The sequence below is a fragment of the Rhodobacteraceae bacterium M385 genome, assembly GCA_025141835.1.
Taxonomy (GTDB): Bacteria; Pseudomonadota; Alphaproteobacteria; order Rhodobacterales; family Rhodobacteraceae; genus Gymnodinialimonas.
Map to the genome: position 1 here is coordinate 358,343 of CP081102.1, position 15,276 is coordinate 373,618.

Annotated in this window: 14 protein-coding genes; 5 read left to right on the top strand and 9 right to left on the bottom strand. The window is 61.9% G+C overall.

The genetic code is table 11. From position 1 onward, the window contains the following. Positions 1–15: 15 nt before the first annotated feature. From K3728_01715 to K3728_01725, 3 genes are all read right to left on the bottom strand, one after another. The gene (locus tag K3728_01715) at positions 16–804 is read right to left on the bottom strand and encodes a 3'(2'),5'-bisphosphate nucleotidase CysQ (GenBank protein ID UWQ95986.1); all 789 of its coding nucleotides are present in this window, start codon (positions 802–804) and stop codon (positions 16–18) included. After that, on the bottom strand, positions 791–2,140 hold the full coding sequence (locus K3728_01720; GenBank protein UWQ95987.1) for a TldD/PmbA family protein: 1,350 nt from the start codon (positions 2,138–2,140) through the stop codon (positions 791–793). Before K3728_01720 ends, K3728_01715 begins: the two co-directional genes overlap by 14 nt. 115 nt (positions 2,141–2,255) lie before the next feature. Continuing rightward, positions 2,256–3,743 (bottom strand): DUF2125 domain-containing protein, encoded by a 1,488-nt coding sequence (locus K3728_01725; GenBank protein ID UWQ95988.1) that lies wholly within the window; start codon positions 3,741–3,743, stop codon positions 2,256–2,258. Between the two features lie 152 nt (positions 3,744–3,895). Between K3728_01725 and K3728_01730 the strand changes: the two genes are divergently transcribed. From K3728_01730 to K3728_01740, 3 genes are all read left to right on the top strand, one after another. Further along, complete coding sequence (locus tag K3728_01730; protein ID UWQ95989.1) at positions 3,896–4,645, top strand: SDR family oxidoreductase; 750 nt, start codon at positions 3,896–3,898, stop codon at positions 4,643–4,645. Then, positions 4,642–5,253 (top strand): enoyl-CoA hydratase/isomerase family protein, encoded by a 612-nt coding sequence (locus K3728_01735; GenBank protein ID UWQ95990.1) that lies wholly within the window; start codon positions 4,642–4,644, stop codon positions 5,251–5,253. Before K3728_01730 ends, K3728_01735 begins: the two co-directional genes overlap by 4 nt. 112 nt (positions 5,254–5,365) lie before the next feature. Next, entirely contained in the window at positions 5,366–6,526 is a 1,161-nt protein-coding gene (locus tag K3728_01740) for a TIGR03862 family flavoprotein (GenBank protein UWQ97410.1), read from the top strand. 56 nt (positions 6,527–6,582) lie between these two features. Here the strand turns inward: K3728_01740 and K3728_01745 are convergent, their stop codons facing one another. The 4 genes from K3728_01745 to K3728_01760 form a co-directional block, all read right to left on the bottom strand. Beyond that, the gene (locus tag K3728_01745) at positions 6,583–7,614 is read right to left on the bottom strand and encodes a DNA polymerase III subunit delta (GenBank protein UWQ95991.1); all 1,032 of its coding nucleotides are present in this window, start codon (positions 7,612–7,614) and stop codon (positions 6,583–6,585) included. 7 nt (positions 7,615–7,621) lie between these two features. Further along, positions 7,622–8,107, bottom strand: coding sequence for a hypothetical protein (locus tag K3728_01750; GenBank protein UWQ95992.1), 486 nt, complete (start codon positions 8,105–8,107; stop codon positions 7,622–7,624). Further along, positions 8,094–10,673 (bottom strand): leucine--tRNA ligase, encoded by a 2,580-nt coding sequence (gene leuS / locus K3728_01755; protein UWQ95993.1) that lies wholly within the window; start codon positions 10,671–10,673, stop codon positions 8,094–8,096. Before leuS ends, K3728_01750 begins: the two co-directional genes overlap by 14 nt. Before the next feature lie 97 nt (positions 10,674–10,770). Then, the gene (locus K3728_01760) at positions 10,771–11,253 is read right to left on the bottom strand and encodes a DUF3576 domain-containing protein (GenBank protein UWQ95994.1); all 483 of its coding nucleotides are present in this window, start codon (positions 11,251–11,253) and stop codon (positions 10,771–10,773) included. Positions 11,254–11,710: 457 nt separating this feature from the next. Between K3728_01760 and K3728_01765 the strand changes: the two genes are divergently transcribed. Continuing rightward, on the top strand, positions 11,711–12,820 hold the full coding sequence (locus K3728_01765) for a porin (protein UWQ95995.1): 1,110 nt from the start codon (positions 11,711–11,713) through the stop codon (positions 12,818–12,820). 71 nt (positions 12,821–12,891) lie between these two features. Next, entirely contained in the window at positions 12,892–13,545 is a 654-nt protein-coding gene (locus K3728_01770; GenBank protein UWQ95996.1) for a YggS family pyridoxal phosphate-dependent enzyme, read from the top strand. 34 nt (positions 13,546–13,579) lie between these two features. Here K3728_01770 and K3728_01775 read toward each other — a convergent pair whose 3' ends face one another. Together K3728_01775 and ribA are read right to left on the bottom strand one after the other, a co-directional pair. After that, positions 13,580–14,089 (bottom strand): L,D-transpeptidase family protein, encoded by a 510-nt coding sequence (locus K3728_01775; GenBank protein UWQ95997.1) that lies wholly within the window; start codon positions 14,087–14,089, stop codon positions 13,580–13,582. After that, entirely contained in the window at positions 14,086–15,159 is a 1,074-nt protein-coding gene (gene ribA, locus K3728_01780; GenBank protein UWQ95998.1) for a GTP cyclohydrolase II, read from the bottom strand. Before ribA ends, K3728_01775 begins: the two co-directional genes overlap by 4 nt. Between the last annotated feature and the right edge of the window lie 117 nt (positions 15,160–15,276).

A 15,276-nucleotide genomic window follows, 5' to 3' on the forward strand; every position in this document is an offset into this window, starting at 1 on the left:
GCGTTTGGGCGGGGATTAGCCCGCCTTCAAAGGGCGCATGTCCAGCAATGCCTGATGCACCGATGCGCTTCCCGTCAGCACGCCGTCTACTTGGGCGCTGGGGCCGTTGAACCGTAGCGGCAGCCCGAAGCTGTCAGTAACGATGCCGCCTGCCTCTGCGATGATCAGGGCCCCTGCGGCGATGTCCCATTCCCATGTGGGGCGGAACGTCATCATCGCGTCAAAGCGACCTTCCCCAACCAATGACATGCGGTAGGCCAAAGACGGGCGGTAGGCTTTGTTTACCTCCGGCACGCCCTCTTTCCAGTGATGTGCCTGCATGTTGGCTTTGGTCGTCAGCACCGTGGCATCGGCCAGTTGCGCCGTAGTGGTGACCTGCAAAGGCGCGTTGTTCAGCGTCGCCCCCGAGCCAAGGGCTGCGCCGTAGAGTTTATCCCGCATAGGCAAGAAGACAGCGGCGGCGGTGATTTCACCGTTCCGCGACACCGCGAGGGAGTGGGAGAAGCTGGTGCCGCCCTCGATAAACGCGCGGGTGCCATCAATCGGATCGCAGATAAACACATGCTCGGCGGAAAGGCGGGCGGGATCGTCATCGGTTTCTTCCGACAGCCAACCGTAATCGGGCCGCGCAGTGCGCAAAACGTCATGTAGCATGGCATCGATGGCCAGATCAGCCTCGGTCACCGGGCCTTCTGGGCCTTTGTCGAAGACGGCGGGGTCTTGGCCGAAGAACTGCTTCGCAATCTCGCCAGCCTGTAGCGCAGCGTCGCAGAGCAGTTTCAGGTCGTGTTCAGGCTCCTGCAATCGTCAGCCCCTCGACCAGGAGCGAGGGCACGACGCGGCTCAGGTGGGGGCGGGCATCATTGGCGGGGATGATCCCGCGCAGCATGTCACGGAGGTTGCCCGCGACGGTGCATTCGTTCACCGCATGGGTGATTTCGCCGTTTTCCACCCAAAAGCCCGAAGCGCCACGGGAATAATCGCCGGTTGTGGCGTTGATTGAAGATCCGATCAGCGAGGTTATCAGCAGCCCCGTGCCCATCTGTTGCAACAGTGCGTCGCGCGATAGATCGCCCGCCGTCAGACGCGCATTCCCCACGGAAGGCGACGGCGGTGCGCCGGTGCCACGGGTAGCCGACGCGGTAGAGGTCAGGCCCAGTTTGCGGGCGCTGGAAAGGTCCAGCGTCCAGCCGGTCAGCACGCCATCGTCCACGATCAGCCGGTTGGCGGTTGGCAAGCCTTCGGCATCAAAGGGGCGGCTGGCAGAGGTGCGCGGTCGGTGGGGTTCTTCGATGATCGAAAGGCCTTTGGGCAGCACTTGCTCGCCCAATAAGTCCCGCGCCCAGGACGCGCCACGGGTGATTGCGGTGCCGTTGGTGGCGGCCAAAAGGTGCCCGATCAGGCCCGATGAAATGCGTTCGTCAAACATTACCGGAAACGCGCCCGTGGGCGGCTTTTTCGCCCCGGCGCGGGCCACAGTGCGTTCGCCCGCCAAACGCCCGATCTCGGAAGGGGACATCAGATCGCTGGCGTGGTTGCGCCCGTCACCGAAGTAATCACGCTCCATCGTGTTGCCTTCGCCGGTGATCGCCACGCAATGAACGCCGTGATCGGTGCGGGCATAGCCGCCCGCGAACCCGTTGGTGGCCGCCAGATGCACCTGCCGCCGAGAGAACCCAGCACCGGCGTTGGACACCTGCGCCACACCGTCCACGGCCAGCGCTGCGGCCTCGGCCTCCAGTGCCATCGCCTCCAGCGTGGCGGGGTCCGGGTCTGCGCCCGTGTCGTTCATGTCTAGCGCTGCGCCATCGCGTACCGTGGCCAGTTGCGCCGCATCGGCAAGGCCTGCGTAGGGGTCTTCCGGCGCAAGCCGCGCCATGGCAACGGCGCGTTCAGCCATTTCGCGCAGGGTATCGGCAGAGGTATCGGACGCCGACACGCAGGCCTGCCGGTTGCCCACCAGCACCCGTAGACCAACCTCGATCCCTTCGGACCGCTCGGCCTGTTCCAGGGCGCCGTTCAGCACACCAATGCTGACCGAGGTGCCATCGACAGCCAAAGCATCAGCGGCATCGGCCCCGGCACGGGTTGCGGCCTCTAGCAAGGCGGCGGCAAGGGGGGCAAGCGCGGTATCGGTCATGGGCATCCTCAAGGCGAAGGGTTTCAACGGAGGTAGAGGCGGGACGGCGGGCTTGCAAGCGAAACGGCCCGAGGAATTTACCCCGGGCCGCTCAATGGGACGTTAACGGATACGGTTATTGCAGTGGAATACCGTTAGCGGTGATGGAGCCATTGGCCCCGAATTCCACCGTTGTCTCCAACGTATCAGGTGCCGCGCCGGGGCGAGCAAAGACATTGGCCGCCCCCCGAATGAACGCGCCCTGTTCGTTCGGCACCAAACCGCCCGCGATAAGCGCATCCAGAAGGGCGTTGCCGCCAGAAAGCTCCAGCTCGGCCGCGCCCACGGGCACGGGGATCATTTGGTTCGGTGCAAAGCTGAAATCCCCCGATCCGGTCAGGGATGCGCCCCCAACCGAAAGGCTCAACTCGTTCACGGTCACCGCACGCAATTCACCGGGAGGGCCGGTCATCTCTTCGGGGTTGATGTTCACGAGGTCCATGAACAATTGCACCTGCCCTGTGGTGTCCAGCAGAAGGCTCATCGGATCGCGGGGCAGGGCGCTGGCGGGATCAACCATGCTGAGCAGGCTCTCGCCGACCACAAAATCCTGGACGCCAAGGCGAATCCCCATGTCTTGCGGCGTGTCACCGGCGGCGAGGGGGAAGGACAGGGCCAATTCGCTGGACCCGACAGAAAGCTCTACCGGAACCGGGATGTCCGTCCCTTCAATGTAGGCGCTCGCCCCCGAAGCCGCGACATCGTAGGCCATCGCATTAGGAGAGATCGACACACCGATGCTGCCGCCGTCGTTGCTGTATGTGGCCGAAAAGCCATCGGCGTTTTCTTCAAACATCATCTCAAGGCTGAGAGGGCCATAGGTCGTTGTGCCGGAAAGCTCGAACCCTTCAGGCAGGGCGCTGTCGAATTGGTTCATACTGGTCAACGATATTAGCGTGCCTTCGCTGCTGGATGTCATCGCGCCAATGTGCAAGCCGGTCTTGAAGCGACCCGATGCGTTCGATGGGGCAATATCCAACTCCATCGACATACCGCCCGCTGTGGCCGCAGACGAAAATCGCATGGTTTCCGGGTCTGTACCGGTGATGCTGTAGGTGGAGGCAAGGTCCGAGATTATCATCTCCAAATTGACCTCTGGCGGCTCTCCATCCCCGCCCCAAAGACGACCTTCGTGAAGGCTGATTTGATCGGCCGCATAGGTATAAACCCGCGCCCCGGCATCGCCTGAAATCTGGATATCAAGGTTCTCGTGGCGCACCAGAAGCTCGATATTGGCGGGGGGGTCGCCTTCATCAATCTCAAAGGTGAAGGTCAGCGTATAAAGCTCGGATAGGGCGACAGATACGGTGCCGTCGGGGTTCTCGATCAGGTCAATTTGATCAATCACACCATTGGTCGAGACGTTCTCGTCGGCAAATTGCGTGGTGACATTCGTCAGGGTCAGGCCTGTGCCCGTCTCAGAGACTTCGGCGCTCATGGTCTGACCGGTGGCTTCGGCTTGGGCTTGCCATTCAGCCCACAGTTCTGCCGCAGAGGTATCTGCCAGCGCGGGCGAGGCGATAGCCAGTGCCAGCAGGGAAATCGTAGAAGAAAGTCGTTTCATCGGAGGGGTGCTCCAGCAAGCAGGGGTGTAAAACCCAGATGATCAAGGGACGCGTCCAGAGCGTCAAGTAAGGATCACCGTATATGGCTGGTCGCCGCCGATTGTGGGCGCTACGTTCCAAGCGAATGACAAAGACTAAGGGGAAATGGCTCATGGCGCATGTGGTAGAAGGAAAAGTCGTGGCAATCACCGGGGCAAGCCGCGGCATTGGCGCAGCGGCGGCCCGCGAATTTGCGGCTTTGGGCGCGAAGGTGGTGCTGCTGGCCCGCTCGCGGGACGCGATCGCGGAATTGGCGGGCGAAATCGGCGAAAACGCCCTCGCCGTGCCCTGCGATGTCGCCCGTTATTGGGAGGTGGAGGCCGCCTTCAACGCCGCCGTGCAGACCTTCGGCTCCCTCGATGTGATCATCAACAACGCGGGCGTGATCGAGCCTGTGGCCCGCATTGAGGATTCCGACCCTGATGCTTGGGGCCAGGTGATCGACATCAACCTCAAAGGCACCTTCAACGGGGTCCGCGCAGCGCTGCCACATATGGGCAAGGGCGGCACGATCTTGAACATATCTTCCGGGGCGGCGACCAATCCGCTTGAGGGCTGGTCCCATTATTGCGCCTCCAAGGCGGCGGCGCTGATGCTGACCCGGTCCGTGCACAAGGAGATGGGGGATAAGGGCATCCGCGCCTTGGGCCTGTCGCCCGGCACGGTCGCCACGCAAATGCAGGTGGAAATCAAAGCCACCGGTATGAACCCCGTTGCCGCATTGGAATGGTCCGATCACATCCCGCCGGAATGGCCCGCCAAAACCCTGGCCTGGATGTGCACCGAGGCCGCTGATGGGTATCTTGGCGGCGACATATCCCTACGTGATGAAGGCATCCGCGCGGCTGTGGGCCTCTCGTGATCGACGTCTTGGATGAGGGTGGCCTGCGTATTGTCACCCTCAATCGCCCCCATAAGGCCAATTCCCTGACCGCCGATATGCTGAGCGAACTAGTCCGCGTCTTTGCTGAAAGCCAAAGCGCCCACGCCCTGATCCTGACCGGCGCGGGCGACAAAGTGTTCTCCGCCGGTGCCGATCTGCAAGAGGCCCACGCAGGCCTCGCCACCTCTCCGCTCTGGGAACAGGCCTCCTCCGCGCTCGCCGCACTGCCCTGCCTGACCATTGCTGCGCTCAACGGCACGCTCGCGGGCGGCGCATTCGGCATGGCACTGGCCTGTGATATCCGCCTCAGCTCGCCCGCCGCTTCCTTCTTCTACCCTGTCGCCAAACTAGGTTTTCTGCCGCAACCCTCTGACCCGGCCCGCCTCACCGCCCTAATCGGACCGTCCCGTGCGAAACTCATCCTCCTCGCCTCGGAGAAACTTTCCGCCCAAGAAGCCCTCTCCTTCGGCCTGATCGACCGGATCTGCCCACCCGAAACCCTCCTCCCTTCCGCTCGTGCTCTTTGTGCAACTTCCCTTGCAGGCGCCCCCGCAAACCTTCATGCCATCAAAACGATGATCCCCTAAGCGCCCCCCTCCCCCATTCACCTTGGCCATACACCTCCGGGGGGAGGCGGCTTTTCCCCGGAAAAGACGTCAGGGGGGCTGGCCCCCCAATAGGACCTAACCCATGCCCGACATGCCCCTTGATGCCCTTGTCATCGGCTCCGGCCCCGCTGGCCTTATGGCGGCTGAAACCCTGGTGAAAGCGGGCCGTAAGGTCACGATCATCGAGGCAAAACCCTCGGCCGGGCGCAAATTTCTGATGGCAGGCAAATCCGGCCTCAATCTCACCAAGGATGAGCCGTTTGATGCCTTCATTCGTGCCTATGGGGCGGCAGCCGATTGGCTCTACCCCATGGTGTCGCAATTGGACCCGGTGGAGGTCATGGCCTTCGCCGAGGACCTTGGCCAACCCGTCTTTACTGGCACCACGGGGCGGGTGTTTCCCAAAGCCATGAAGGCCTCGCCCCTGCTGCGCGCTTGGTTGCAACGGCTGGACGCGCAGATGTTTCTGCGCTGGCGCTGGACCGGGTTTGACGGTGACGCGCTGGCCTTCGACACGCCGGATGGCCCGCAAACACTCTCGCCCAAGGTCACCGTCCTTGCCCTTGGCGGTGCCAGCTGGTCGCGGTTGGGTTCCGACGGTGCCTGGGCCGATATCTTGGCCGCGAAGGGTGTAAGTCTTGCGCCGTTCAAGCCCGCCAATATGGGCCTTTGCGTTACGTGGTCTGATCATATGACAGCGCATCTGGGCACGCCCCTGAAGAATATCGCCCTGCATGCTGGCGACATGCGCCAACGGGGGGAGGCTGTGATTTCCCACCGTGGCCTGGAAGGTGGCGGCATCTACGCCATTTCATCCGCCGTGCGAGACGGAGCCGAATTGACCTTTGACCTTTTGCCCGACCGCCCCGTCGAAGGCCTTATCTCTCGCCTCAAGAAACGCCCGAAGAAGCAGACCCTAACGAAAGCCCTCACCGGGTTGGGGCTCGATCCTCTCAAGCGCGCTTTGCTGCAAGAATTTGCGCGTCCTTTGCCCGATGATCCTGCGGCCCTAGCGGCACTGATCAAGGCGCTGCCCGTCAAGCATGACGGCCCGCGCCCGATGGACGAGGCGATTTCAACCGCCGGCGGTGTCCCGCAATCCGCGCTCACCAAGGGGCTGATGCTCGAAGCCATCCCCGGCATGTTCGTGGCCGGAGAGATGTTGGATTGGGAAGCGCCCACAGGCGGCTACTTGATTAACGGCTGTTTCGCCACGGGCCGATGGGCCGGATTGCACGCCGCGATGTACTAACGGTGCACCCGTAGGGCGGGCTTAAGCCCGCCGCCCCTTGCCGTGCGCGTTGCCCTCTAGCGCCTGCCGCGTCCCGGTAGCATCGCCAGACGGATCAACGTACGCTCCATCACCGCCATCTGCGGCGCGGTGCTGGCGGAGCGCAGGGTCAAATCCGTCTCGATTAACATCGACAGCGCCGCTTCCAGCGCGTCGCGACCCCAGCGGCCTGCTTGTCGTGCCATCCGGTCGCGGCGCGGGCCGAAGACAGGGGGCCTCATCGCTTGCAGGCCCGCAGCGGGGCCGTTGGGATGGGCGGCGGCCATGTGCAACGCCCGAAAGTGGCGCAACGCGGCAATGCAAAGCGACACCGGCGTTGTGCCCTGTTGTTTCAGGCGGACCAGAATGGGGCCAATCGCGCCGGTCTCTGCCTCGGCGGTCGCGTGGAGGATATCGTCCAGCTCTGCCTCTTGGGTCAGGGGGGCCACGGCCTCGATATCGGCGGGCATCACGGGCGTCGCATCGCCGCGTTTATACAGCCCCAGCTTGTCGATCATCTGGCGGAAATCGCCGGGCCCGATAGATCGCGCCAGCGCCTCTAGGTCCGTCATCGCCTCTCGGTCCGTGTCGGTGATCTCGGCAGCTTTGAGCATATCTTCAATCTCGGCGCGTCCCGGCGGGTCATCGTAGATTGCGGCGGCATAGGCGAGTTTGTTGCCCTCAAACACTTTGCGTAGGGCGGATTTTGCGGTCAGCCGCCCGGCGGTGGCGATGATTTGCGCGTCACCTTGCTGCCATTCCTCAAACGCGGTGGTGAAGACTTTGGCCAGACCATCCGTTGCGCCTTCGACCAAGACCGCACGGGGACCGGGAAAGAAGCCCACTGCCTTCACCGCATCCAGTAGTCCCGCACTGTCCGAGCGCAGGTCAGCCCCGGTCATCCGCGTCAGGCGCATTTCCTCTTCCGCGGATTCACCCAGAAGGGCGGCCATGAGATCCTGCCGTTTCAAGGCGACCCGCATGGCGTCATCGCCAAAGATCAAACACCCCGCCGCCGAGGTGTCGGGGCGTTTGAAGTAGGTGTTGGCGTCACGGGTGGACAGTTTCATGGGGCGGTCATGACCACGATTGCGCGGAGGCGATCAGGCGGGTGATTAATTGATCCGCTAATGCGACGGCCAGCCTGTCTTCCGCATCGCGACGCGCAGATTCCGTGGCAACCGGTGATGGCGTTGTCGCGTAGGAGGTGAAGGTTGCCACTTCCCCGGATTGCACAACGCGCCCGCTGGCGGCATCGCGCACGGTAAATGACAAGGTGCCGCTTAGGTTGATGCGGTTGATGACTTCATCTTCGTCAATCGCCAGACCCCGAGTAGAGCGTTCGATGGCATAATCCAGCGTGTAGCGTGTGCCGGTGCCCAGACGATCTTCCAACCGGGCCACGAGCCCGAATTCAAGGCGACTATCTGGTTCGGCCACCCGGATCCGGTTTCGGATCACCTCGCCCGAGCCGCCCGGCCCGTAGACAGGTTGGAAGTTGCACGCGGCCATTGGCAGCGCAGCAAGAGACAGCAAAAGGGTTCGGCGGTTAAATAACGACATTCACGATCCGTCCGGGGACAACGATCAGCTTTTTCGGCGCGGCCCCATCAAGCGCCTTAACCACAGCGTCGTCTGCAAGCGCGATCTTTTCAACCTCTTCCTTGCTGGCATCTTTGGCGACAGTGATCTCGGACTTGCGTTTTCCGTTGATCTGAATGGGCAAGGTTACGGTGGATTCCACCAACATTGCCTCGTCGGCCTTGGGCCAAGGGGCGTTGGCGATCAGCCCTTCGCCGCCTTGTTGCGCCCAGATGTCTTCCGACAGATGCGGGGTCATGGGGGCCATCAGTTGCGCCAAAACCATAACGGCTTCGCGCTGCGCACTATGGGACGCCTTGGACTTGGAGAGCGTGTTGGTGAAGGCATAGAGTTTCGCAATCGCGGCGTTGAAGCCAAAGCTATCAACCCCGTTCGATACATCACGAATCGCTTTGTGCATTTCACGCAGCAGTTCTGTGTCGGCCGCCTCATCCATCTGGTCAGATGTCTTCGCAGCTTCCTGAATGCGGGTGGACAGGGCATAGACGCGGCCCAAATGCTTGTAGGCCGCTTCCGCACCCGAGGCTGTCCATTCCACGTCCCGTTCGGGAGGGCTGTCGGACAGGACAAACCAACGAGCCGTGTCGGCGCCGTATTGTTTGATGATCTCAACCGGATCGACGACGTTGTTTTTCGACTTCGACATTTTGGCCGAAGGGATGATGTCCACCCTGGTGCCGTCTTCCAGGAAACCGCCGCCATCGCGCAGGTCCACGGTTTCGGGGTAGTGATAAACGGGGCGGCCATCGGCGCCTTCGGTCTTGTAAATCGCGTGGGTCACCATGCCTTGGGTAAACAGCGCATCAAACGGCTCGATCGCTTTGGCAGGCAGGTGGCCTGTGGCGTGCATCGCGCGGGCGAAGAAACGGGAATAGAGCAGGTGCAGGATCGCGTGCTCAATCCCGCCGATGTATTGATCGACGTTCATCCAATACGCGGCTTCCTCCGCTGATGTGGGCGTATCGGCACGGGGCGCGGTGAAGCGGGCGAAGTACCAGCTGGAATCGACGAAAGTATCCATCGTGTCGGTTTCGCGCAGGGCAGGTGCGCCACAGGACGGACAAGGCGTGTTGCGCCATGTGGGGTGACGGTCCAGCGGGTTGCCGGGAACGTCGAAAGACACGTCGTAGGGCAGTTCGACCGGCAGGTTCTCTTTCTTCTCGGGGACCACGCCGCAGGCGTCGCAATGGACCACGGGAATCGGGCAGCCCCAATAGCGCTGCCGTGACAGGCCCCAATCGCGCAGACGGAACTTGGTGACGCCCTGGCCCACGCCTTTTTCCTCGCAGAATGTCACCGCAGCGTCGATGGCGTCGTTGCCGGTTTGCACCTCATCGCCCGCGAAGCCCGCGATGTAGCGCACCGGGTCGGGCTTGGGTGGCACGTAAGCCGCGCCGCCATCCTCGGGGCGCATGTGGCCTTCATCGTCCACCGGCACAAAGGTCGAGACGACGGGCAGGTCGTACTTCCGGGCGAACTCCAGATCGCGTTCATCATGGGCCGGGCAGCCGAAAATCGCGCCGGTGCCGTAGTCCATCAGGATGAAGTTGGCGATGTAGACGGGCAATTCCGCCGCCGTATCGAAGGGGTGGCGCACTTTCAGGCCGGTATCGAAGCCGCGTTTCTCGGCTGTTTCCAGCTCGGCCGCGGTGGTGCCGCCTTTGCGGCAGTCATCGCAGAAGGCTTTGATCTCGGGGTTGTCGGCTTCCAGCTGCTTGGCGATGGGATGATCGGGCGAGATCCCCACGAAGCTGGCCCCCAACAGGGTATCGGGGCGGGTTGTGTAAACCTCGACCCGGTCATGGCCGCCCACAGGGTCCACCAGACCAAATGCAAACTGAAGCCCGCGCGATTTGCCAATCCAGTTGGCTTGCATCAGCTTCACCTTTGCAGGCCAGTCGTCCAACCCGTCCAGCGCTTCCAACAATTCATCGGAGTAATCGCTGATCTTGAAGAACCACTGGGTCAGCTCTTTCCGCTCGACCTCTGCGCCGGAACGCCAGCCCTTGCCGTCTTCGACCTGCTCGTTCGCCAGAACCGTCATATCGACCGGGTCCCAGTTCACGACGGCGTTCTTGCGTTCAATCAACCCGGCATCGAGGAAATCCAGAAACAGCGCCTGCTGCTGGCCGTAGTATTCCGCGTCGCAGGTGGCGAACATGCGCGACCAGTCGATGCCAAAGCCAAGGGGCTTCATCTGCTCGACCATCGTTTCAATATTGGCGTAGGTCCAATCCGAGGGGTGACCGCCATTGGCCATTGCGGCGTTTTCCGCGGGCATCCCGAAAGCGTCAAACCCCATGGGATGCAGTACGTTGTGGCCCATCGCCTTCTTAAACCGCGCGATCACGTCGCCCATTGTGTAGTTGCGCACATGGCCGATGTGGATGCGCCCCGAAGGGTAGGGGAACATCTCTAGCACGTAATACTTGGGGCGGTCGCCCTCCATCGTGGCGGTGAATGTCCCGGCTTTGTCCCAGGCTTCTTGCCACTTCTTCTCAATCTCGGAGGGGTCGTAACGGGACATCGGGGTATTCCTTGAGGCATGTAGACATAAAAACGCCGGGCCCCCTTATGAACAGGAACGGCCCGGCGTTGTGTTTAGAAAGCTAACGCGCTGGGGTCTAGAGGTTGCCGTCGGCAACGCGCAGCTGACGGGCGCGTGTGAGAATCGCATCTTCGACCTGACGCGCGGTCTCTCGGCTAACGGCAGAGCCGCCGCGCCCTTGCAGCGCAACCCGCAACGACCGGGCCTCTAGCGCAGGGTCGCTGACATAGACCGTCGCGCGGTAGGCGCGGTTGCCGCCGGGCGGTGTGGCGTAATCGAACACAAGGATGCCGGTGAACGGGTCAGCGGCTTCCAACGGCATGAAGTCGAGAATCTCTAGCGAGGCGCGCCAAAGGTAGCGGTTCACTTCCACCGTCACCGAAGGGTCATCGCTGTTACCGAAGAGATCCCAGATCGTTTCACGTTCCGCATCTACAAGGAAACCTTGCTGCGAAAGCCGTTCATTGGCGACCTCGGTGTCGTTGGCATAGTCGCCACAGGCGGTAAGCGCCCCGATGATCAAGGCTGCGCCCAGATAGTTTGCAAGTCGTTTCAACATCTTCACTGGTCCCGCCCAATTGTTGAGGCAACTTTTATAGAACGACCTTCCTTGCGGCAAGGGGCGGTCTTGTTTGGGCGTGGGAACCATCCTTGGCGGGCTGCGCCACGCACTATCTATATACACACTTATATACACACCTTTTTTCGTGCGTCGTTCGTGCGCCCGGCAAATGGCCCGAAAGCCCCCACGATTCGGGAAAATGCTGCGGTCAAACCCTCGCGGCGACTCAGGCGGCAAGGGGGCGGCGGTGTCGGGAAAGGGCAATCCGTCGGCAGTATTCTGCGCAAGGTCCACCGCGCGGCACGGGGCCTAAGTCCCAACGGTGTATGATTTATTGGGTTCAGGTGGTTTTACTGGCCGAAATCGACTGTGACATGTCTGCACCACGCGAAAGCGAACCTTTCGGGCGGCTTTGGGCCATTGTTGCAATCATGGGGGTGAAAGGCGAAACACCATGCATACCCAATTCGGGCGTTCCGCTTTGGGGTTAAGTTTTTCAAGTGAACACAAGGGAAAAACCATGAAAAAGGTTCTCTTCGCATCCACAGCGCTCGTAGCGACTGCTGGTATTGCTTCCGCAGACATCGCTCTGTCCGGCTCCGCTGAAATGGGTGTTGTTGGTGGCTCCGGCTCCACAATCACTCAATTCCACCAAGACCTCGACATCACCTTCACGATGTCCGGCGAAACAGACAGCGGCATCACTTTCGGTGCAGCAGTTGACCTCGACGAAATCGCTGGCGGTGCCGGCGGCGCAGCCAACGATGACTGGGGCACAGCCGTATTCATCTCCGGCGACTTCGGTACGCTGACATTGGGCGACACCGACGGCGGCTTCGACGCTGGTATGGTTGAAGTTCCTGCGGGCCCAGGCTCCATCGACGACGCGCACACTTCGCACGTTGGTTGGAACGGTAACGCCGGCCTCGACGGCGCGTATGACGGTCAGATCCTGTCCTACTCCTACTCCGTATCCGGCTTCACCATCACTGGTTCGGTTGAGATGGACGACGATCGTCTTCTTGCCGCTCGTACTGTTGCAGGCGTAGCAGTAGTTGCTCAGCCTCTGAACGATGGTCTTCAGGGCGACAACATCTACGGCATCGGCGCGCAATACACTGGTTCCTTCGGTGGCGGTTCTTACACCATCGGTGCTGGTTACCAGACAGTTAACGACATCGACGCCGTTACTGCTGGCAATCAAGGCTACGACGTTATGGGTATCTCCGCTCAGGTTACTCTGGACTCCGGTCTGGCAGTGGGCATCAACTACTCCACGATCTCCCCTGACCTGGCAGCTACAGATGGCACGCACATGGCGATCGGCGCATCCTACGCGTTCGACGCAATCACCGTTGGCGTGAACTACGGTCAGTACGACTGGGACGCAGCCTCCTTGGCAGCTGACGCGACTGGTTTCGGCATCTCCGCAGCATACGACCTGGGTGGCGGTCTGTCCGCACAGCTCGGCTACGGTTCCAACGACGTAACCAACGCAAACGCAGGTACAACTGCACTGGGCACCTCCTCCATGTGGTCCCTGGGCGTTGCAATGTCCTTCTAATCCACCCGGATTAGCATGATTTGGGAAGAGCGGGCCTTGTGCCCGCTCTTTTCGTTTGTGACATAGGCTGTATGTCACTTGTCGATATCACCACCCGCATTTCCGCTTGCGCGCAGGCCCATGGCCGCGATCCAAGCGACATCACCCTGATTGCCGTGTCCAAAGTTCAGCCCGCCGAGCGGGTCGAAGCCGTGTTGACCGAGGGCTACCGCATTTTTGGCGAGAACCGCGTGCAAGAGGCGCAGGGCCGTTGGCCCGCGTTCCAGGCGCAGTTCGACGGGATTGACCTGCATCTGATCGGGCCGTTGCAAACCAACAAGGCCCGCCAAGCGATGGAGATGTTCGGCACCATCCACACCGTTGATCGCCCCAAGCTGGCCAAGACCCTTGCCCGCCTTGCCCAGGAACGCGGCGATTGCCCCGGCCTGTTTATTCAGGTGAACACGGGGGAGGAGCCTCAGAAAGCGGGATGCCTACCGTCCGAGGCCGATGCCTTTATCGCCGAAGCCCGCGCGATGGACCTGCCTGTGCGGGGGCTCATGTGCATCCCCCCGGTGGAGGAGGAACCCTCTCTCCACTTCGCGCTTCTGGCGAAAATCGCGGCACGTAACGGGTTGGACGGCCTGTCGATGGGCATGTCAGCGGATTTTGAAACAGCAATCGCCCAAGGCGCGACACATATTCGCGTGGGATCAGCGATCTTTGGGGAACGGGTGTCTTCGTAGACCGGGCCTCGGCCCGGGTTCTTAGCCATTGGACCTACAACGCCATCGCCTCGGGCACGACCAACCTTGTGCCAAGGGCGATGCGCGGCATCATCCAGCGCAGGTTTGCCCGGCTGACGGCCACACAGCCCTCGGTCTTGCGGAAGGGGCCGCGCCATTGGTGTATGAAGATGGCTGATCCCTTGCCGCGCTGCGCATCGGGCCAGTTCCAATCGGTGACCAGCACGATGTCGTAAAGGGAATCACCACGGGCCAGACGCTCCGCCGATCCGGCGAAGGGGCGGCGGGTCGGTAGATTATAGCCTGCGCGCGTGTCATCATCGGACCAAAGATCATTAGGGCCAATCGGCTTGGCCCAATGGCAAGGCTTGGGGCCACGATCCGCACGGTAGAGACAGCCCACGATGCGGTGAATGCCCACGGGCGTACCGCCATCGCCTTCACGTTTATCGCGCACCACGCCGCCCCGGCCCACGGTATAGGGCAGCGAAGCGCCCCAGAACCGCAGGCCCATAGGGGTCAGGACGATGTCTTCGGGGCTCATAACAAATGGCCGGATTTATCGCGCTTCACGTCAAGATAGGCGGCGTTGTGCAGGTTTGATTCGATCACAAGGGGAACGCGGGTGGCGACGGTGATGCCTTCGCCTTCCAACATCTCGACCTTGCGGGGGTTGTTGGTCATCAGGCGTACGGCGTCAAAGCCCATGCGGCGCAGCAGATTAGCGCCGATGCGGAAATCGCGTTCGTCATCCTCGAACCCAAGGCGGTGATTGGCCTCGACCGTGTCGAACCCCTGATCTTGCAAGGCGTAGGCGCGCATCTTGTTGGCAAGCCCAATCCCGCGCCCCTCTTGGTTAAGGTAGAGCAGCACCCCTTCACCCTCGGCCCCCATGGCCGTCAACGCGCCGTGCAGTTGCGGGCCGCAGTCGCATTTGAGCGAGCCCAAAACGTCGCCGGTGAAACAAGCGGAGTGAAGCCGCACAAGGACCGGTTCGGCGCGGTCCGGGCGACCGACCTCGATGGCGTAATGCTCGATCTCGGCATTGTCGGGCCGGAAGATATGGAGCCGTCCGGCCCCGGCCAGCGCCATGGGCAGGCGGGCGGCAGCAACGGGGGAAAGGGGGGTGGCGGTGGCAAGGTCATGGAGCGTGGCGGTCAGGGGCAGCACGGTCAGGCCTTCGGGCCATTGCGTGACGGTAACCCCAACAACGGCGGGCAGAAGCTGTGCCGATTTGGCGAGCAGAACAGCGGCACGGTGGAGGGCGGCGGTGCCTTCGCGATCTTCCTTGAACGGGCCTTTCAAGGGCGTGTTCATATCGCTGGCGGGGTCTGCCAGCTCGGACAACCAGCGCGCGCCCGCATCGGCGGGCATTACGATCCGAGCGATATCACCGTCGTAGACACGGACCTTCAACGTCTCGGCCCGCCAACCGGTAATGGCGGCGACGACGGGACCAAGGGTGCGCAGGGCGTCCAAGCGGTCGTCACGGGCAGTTTCGCACGCCATGACGATCAAGGCAGCGCCGCCGTCTTGCAAGACAACAGGCAGGCCCACGCGCAGGTCACTACGGGCACGGGCGACAAGGTCCGATATGGAGGGTAAAAGACTCATGTCCCTGACATAGCCCGCCCGGCGGGGGAATTGAAACGCTGTCACGAACTGAAACATTTCCTCACAGGCGCACACACAGGCGTGAGACATGGTTACATCCATGGACAAAAGGGGCAG

Excerpts from the sequence above, each read along its gene's own strand:
- K3728_01740 (UWQ97410.1), top strand. The coding sequence starts at position 5,366 with ATGCCCCTTGATGCCCTTGTCATCGGCTCCGGCCCCGCTGGCCTTATG.
- leuS (UWQ95993.1), bottom strand. The coding sequence starts at position 10,673 with ATGTCCCGTTACGACCCCTCCGAGATTGAGAAGAAGTGGCAAGAAGCC.
- K3728_01765 (UWQ95995.1), top strand. The coding sequence starts at position 11,711 with ATGCATACCCAATTCGGGCGTTCCGCTTTGGGGTTAAGTTTTTCAAGT.
- K3728_01720 (UWQ95987.1), bottom strand. The coding sequence starts at position 2,140 with ATGACCGATACCGCGCTTGCCCCCCTTGCCGCCGCCTTGCTAGAGGCC.
- K3728_01750 (UWQ95992.1), bottom strand. The coding sequence starts at position 8,107 with ATGTCGTTATTTAACCGCCGAACCCTTTTGCTGTCTCTTGCTGCGCTG.
- K3728_01745 (UWQ95991.1), bottom strand. The coding sequence starts at position 7,614 with ATGAAACTGTCCACCCGTGACGCCAACACCTACTTCAAACGCCCCGAC.
- K3728_01730 (UWQ95989.1), top strand. The coding sequence starts at position 3,896 with ATGGCGCATGTGGTAGAAGGAAAAGTCGTGGCAATCACCGGGGCAAGC.
- K3728_01760 (UWQ95994.1), bottom strand. The coding sequence starts at position 11,253 with ATGTTGAAACGACTTGCAAACTATCTGGGCGCAGCCTTGATCATCGGG.
- K3728_01725 (UWQ95988.1), bottom strand. The coding sequence starts at position 3,743 with ATGAAACGACTTTCTTCTACGATTTCCCTGCTGGCACTGGCTATCGCC.
- K3728_01770 (UWQ95996.1), top strand. The coding sequence starts at position 12,892 with ATGTCACTTGTCGATATCACCACCCGCATTTCCGCTTGCGCGCAGGCC.
- ribA (UWQ95998.1), bottom strand. The coding sequence starts at position 15,159 with ATGAGTCTTTTACCCTCCATATCGGACCTTGTCGCCCGTGCCCGTAGT.
- K3728_01775 (UWQ95997.1), bottom strand. The coding sequence starts at position 14,089 with ATGAGCCCCGAAGACATCGTCCTGACCCCTATGGGCCTGCGGTTCTGG.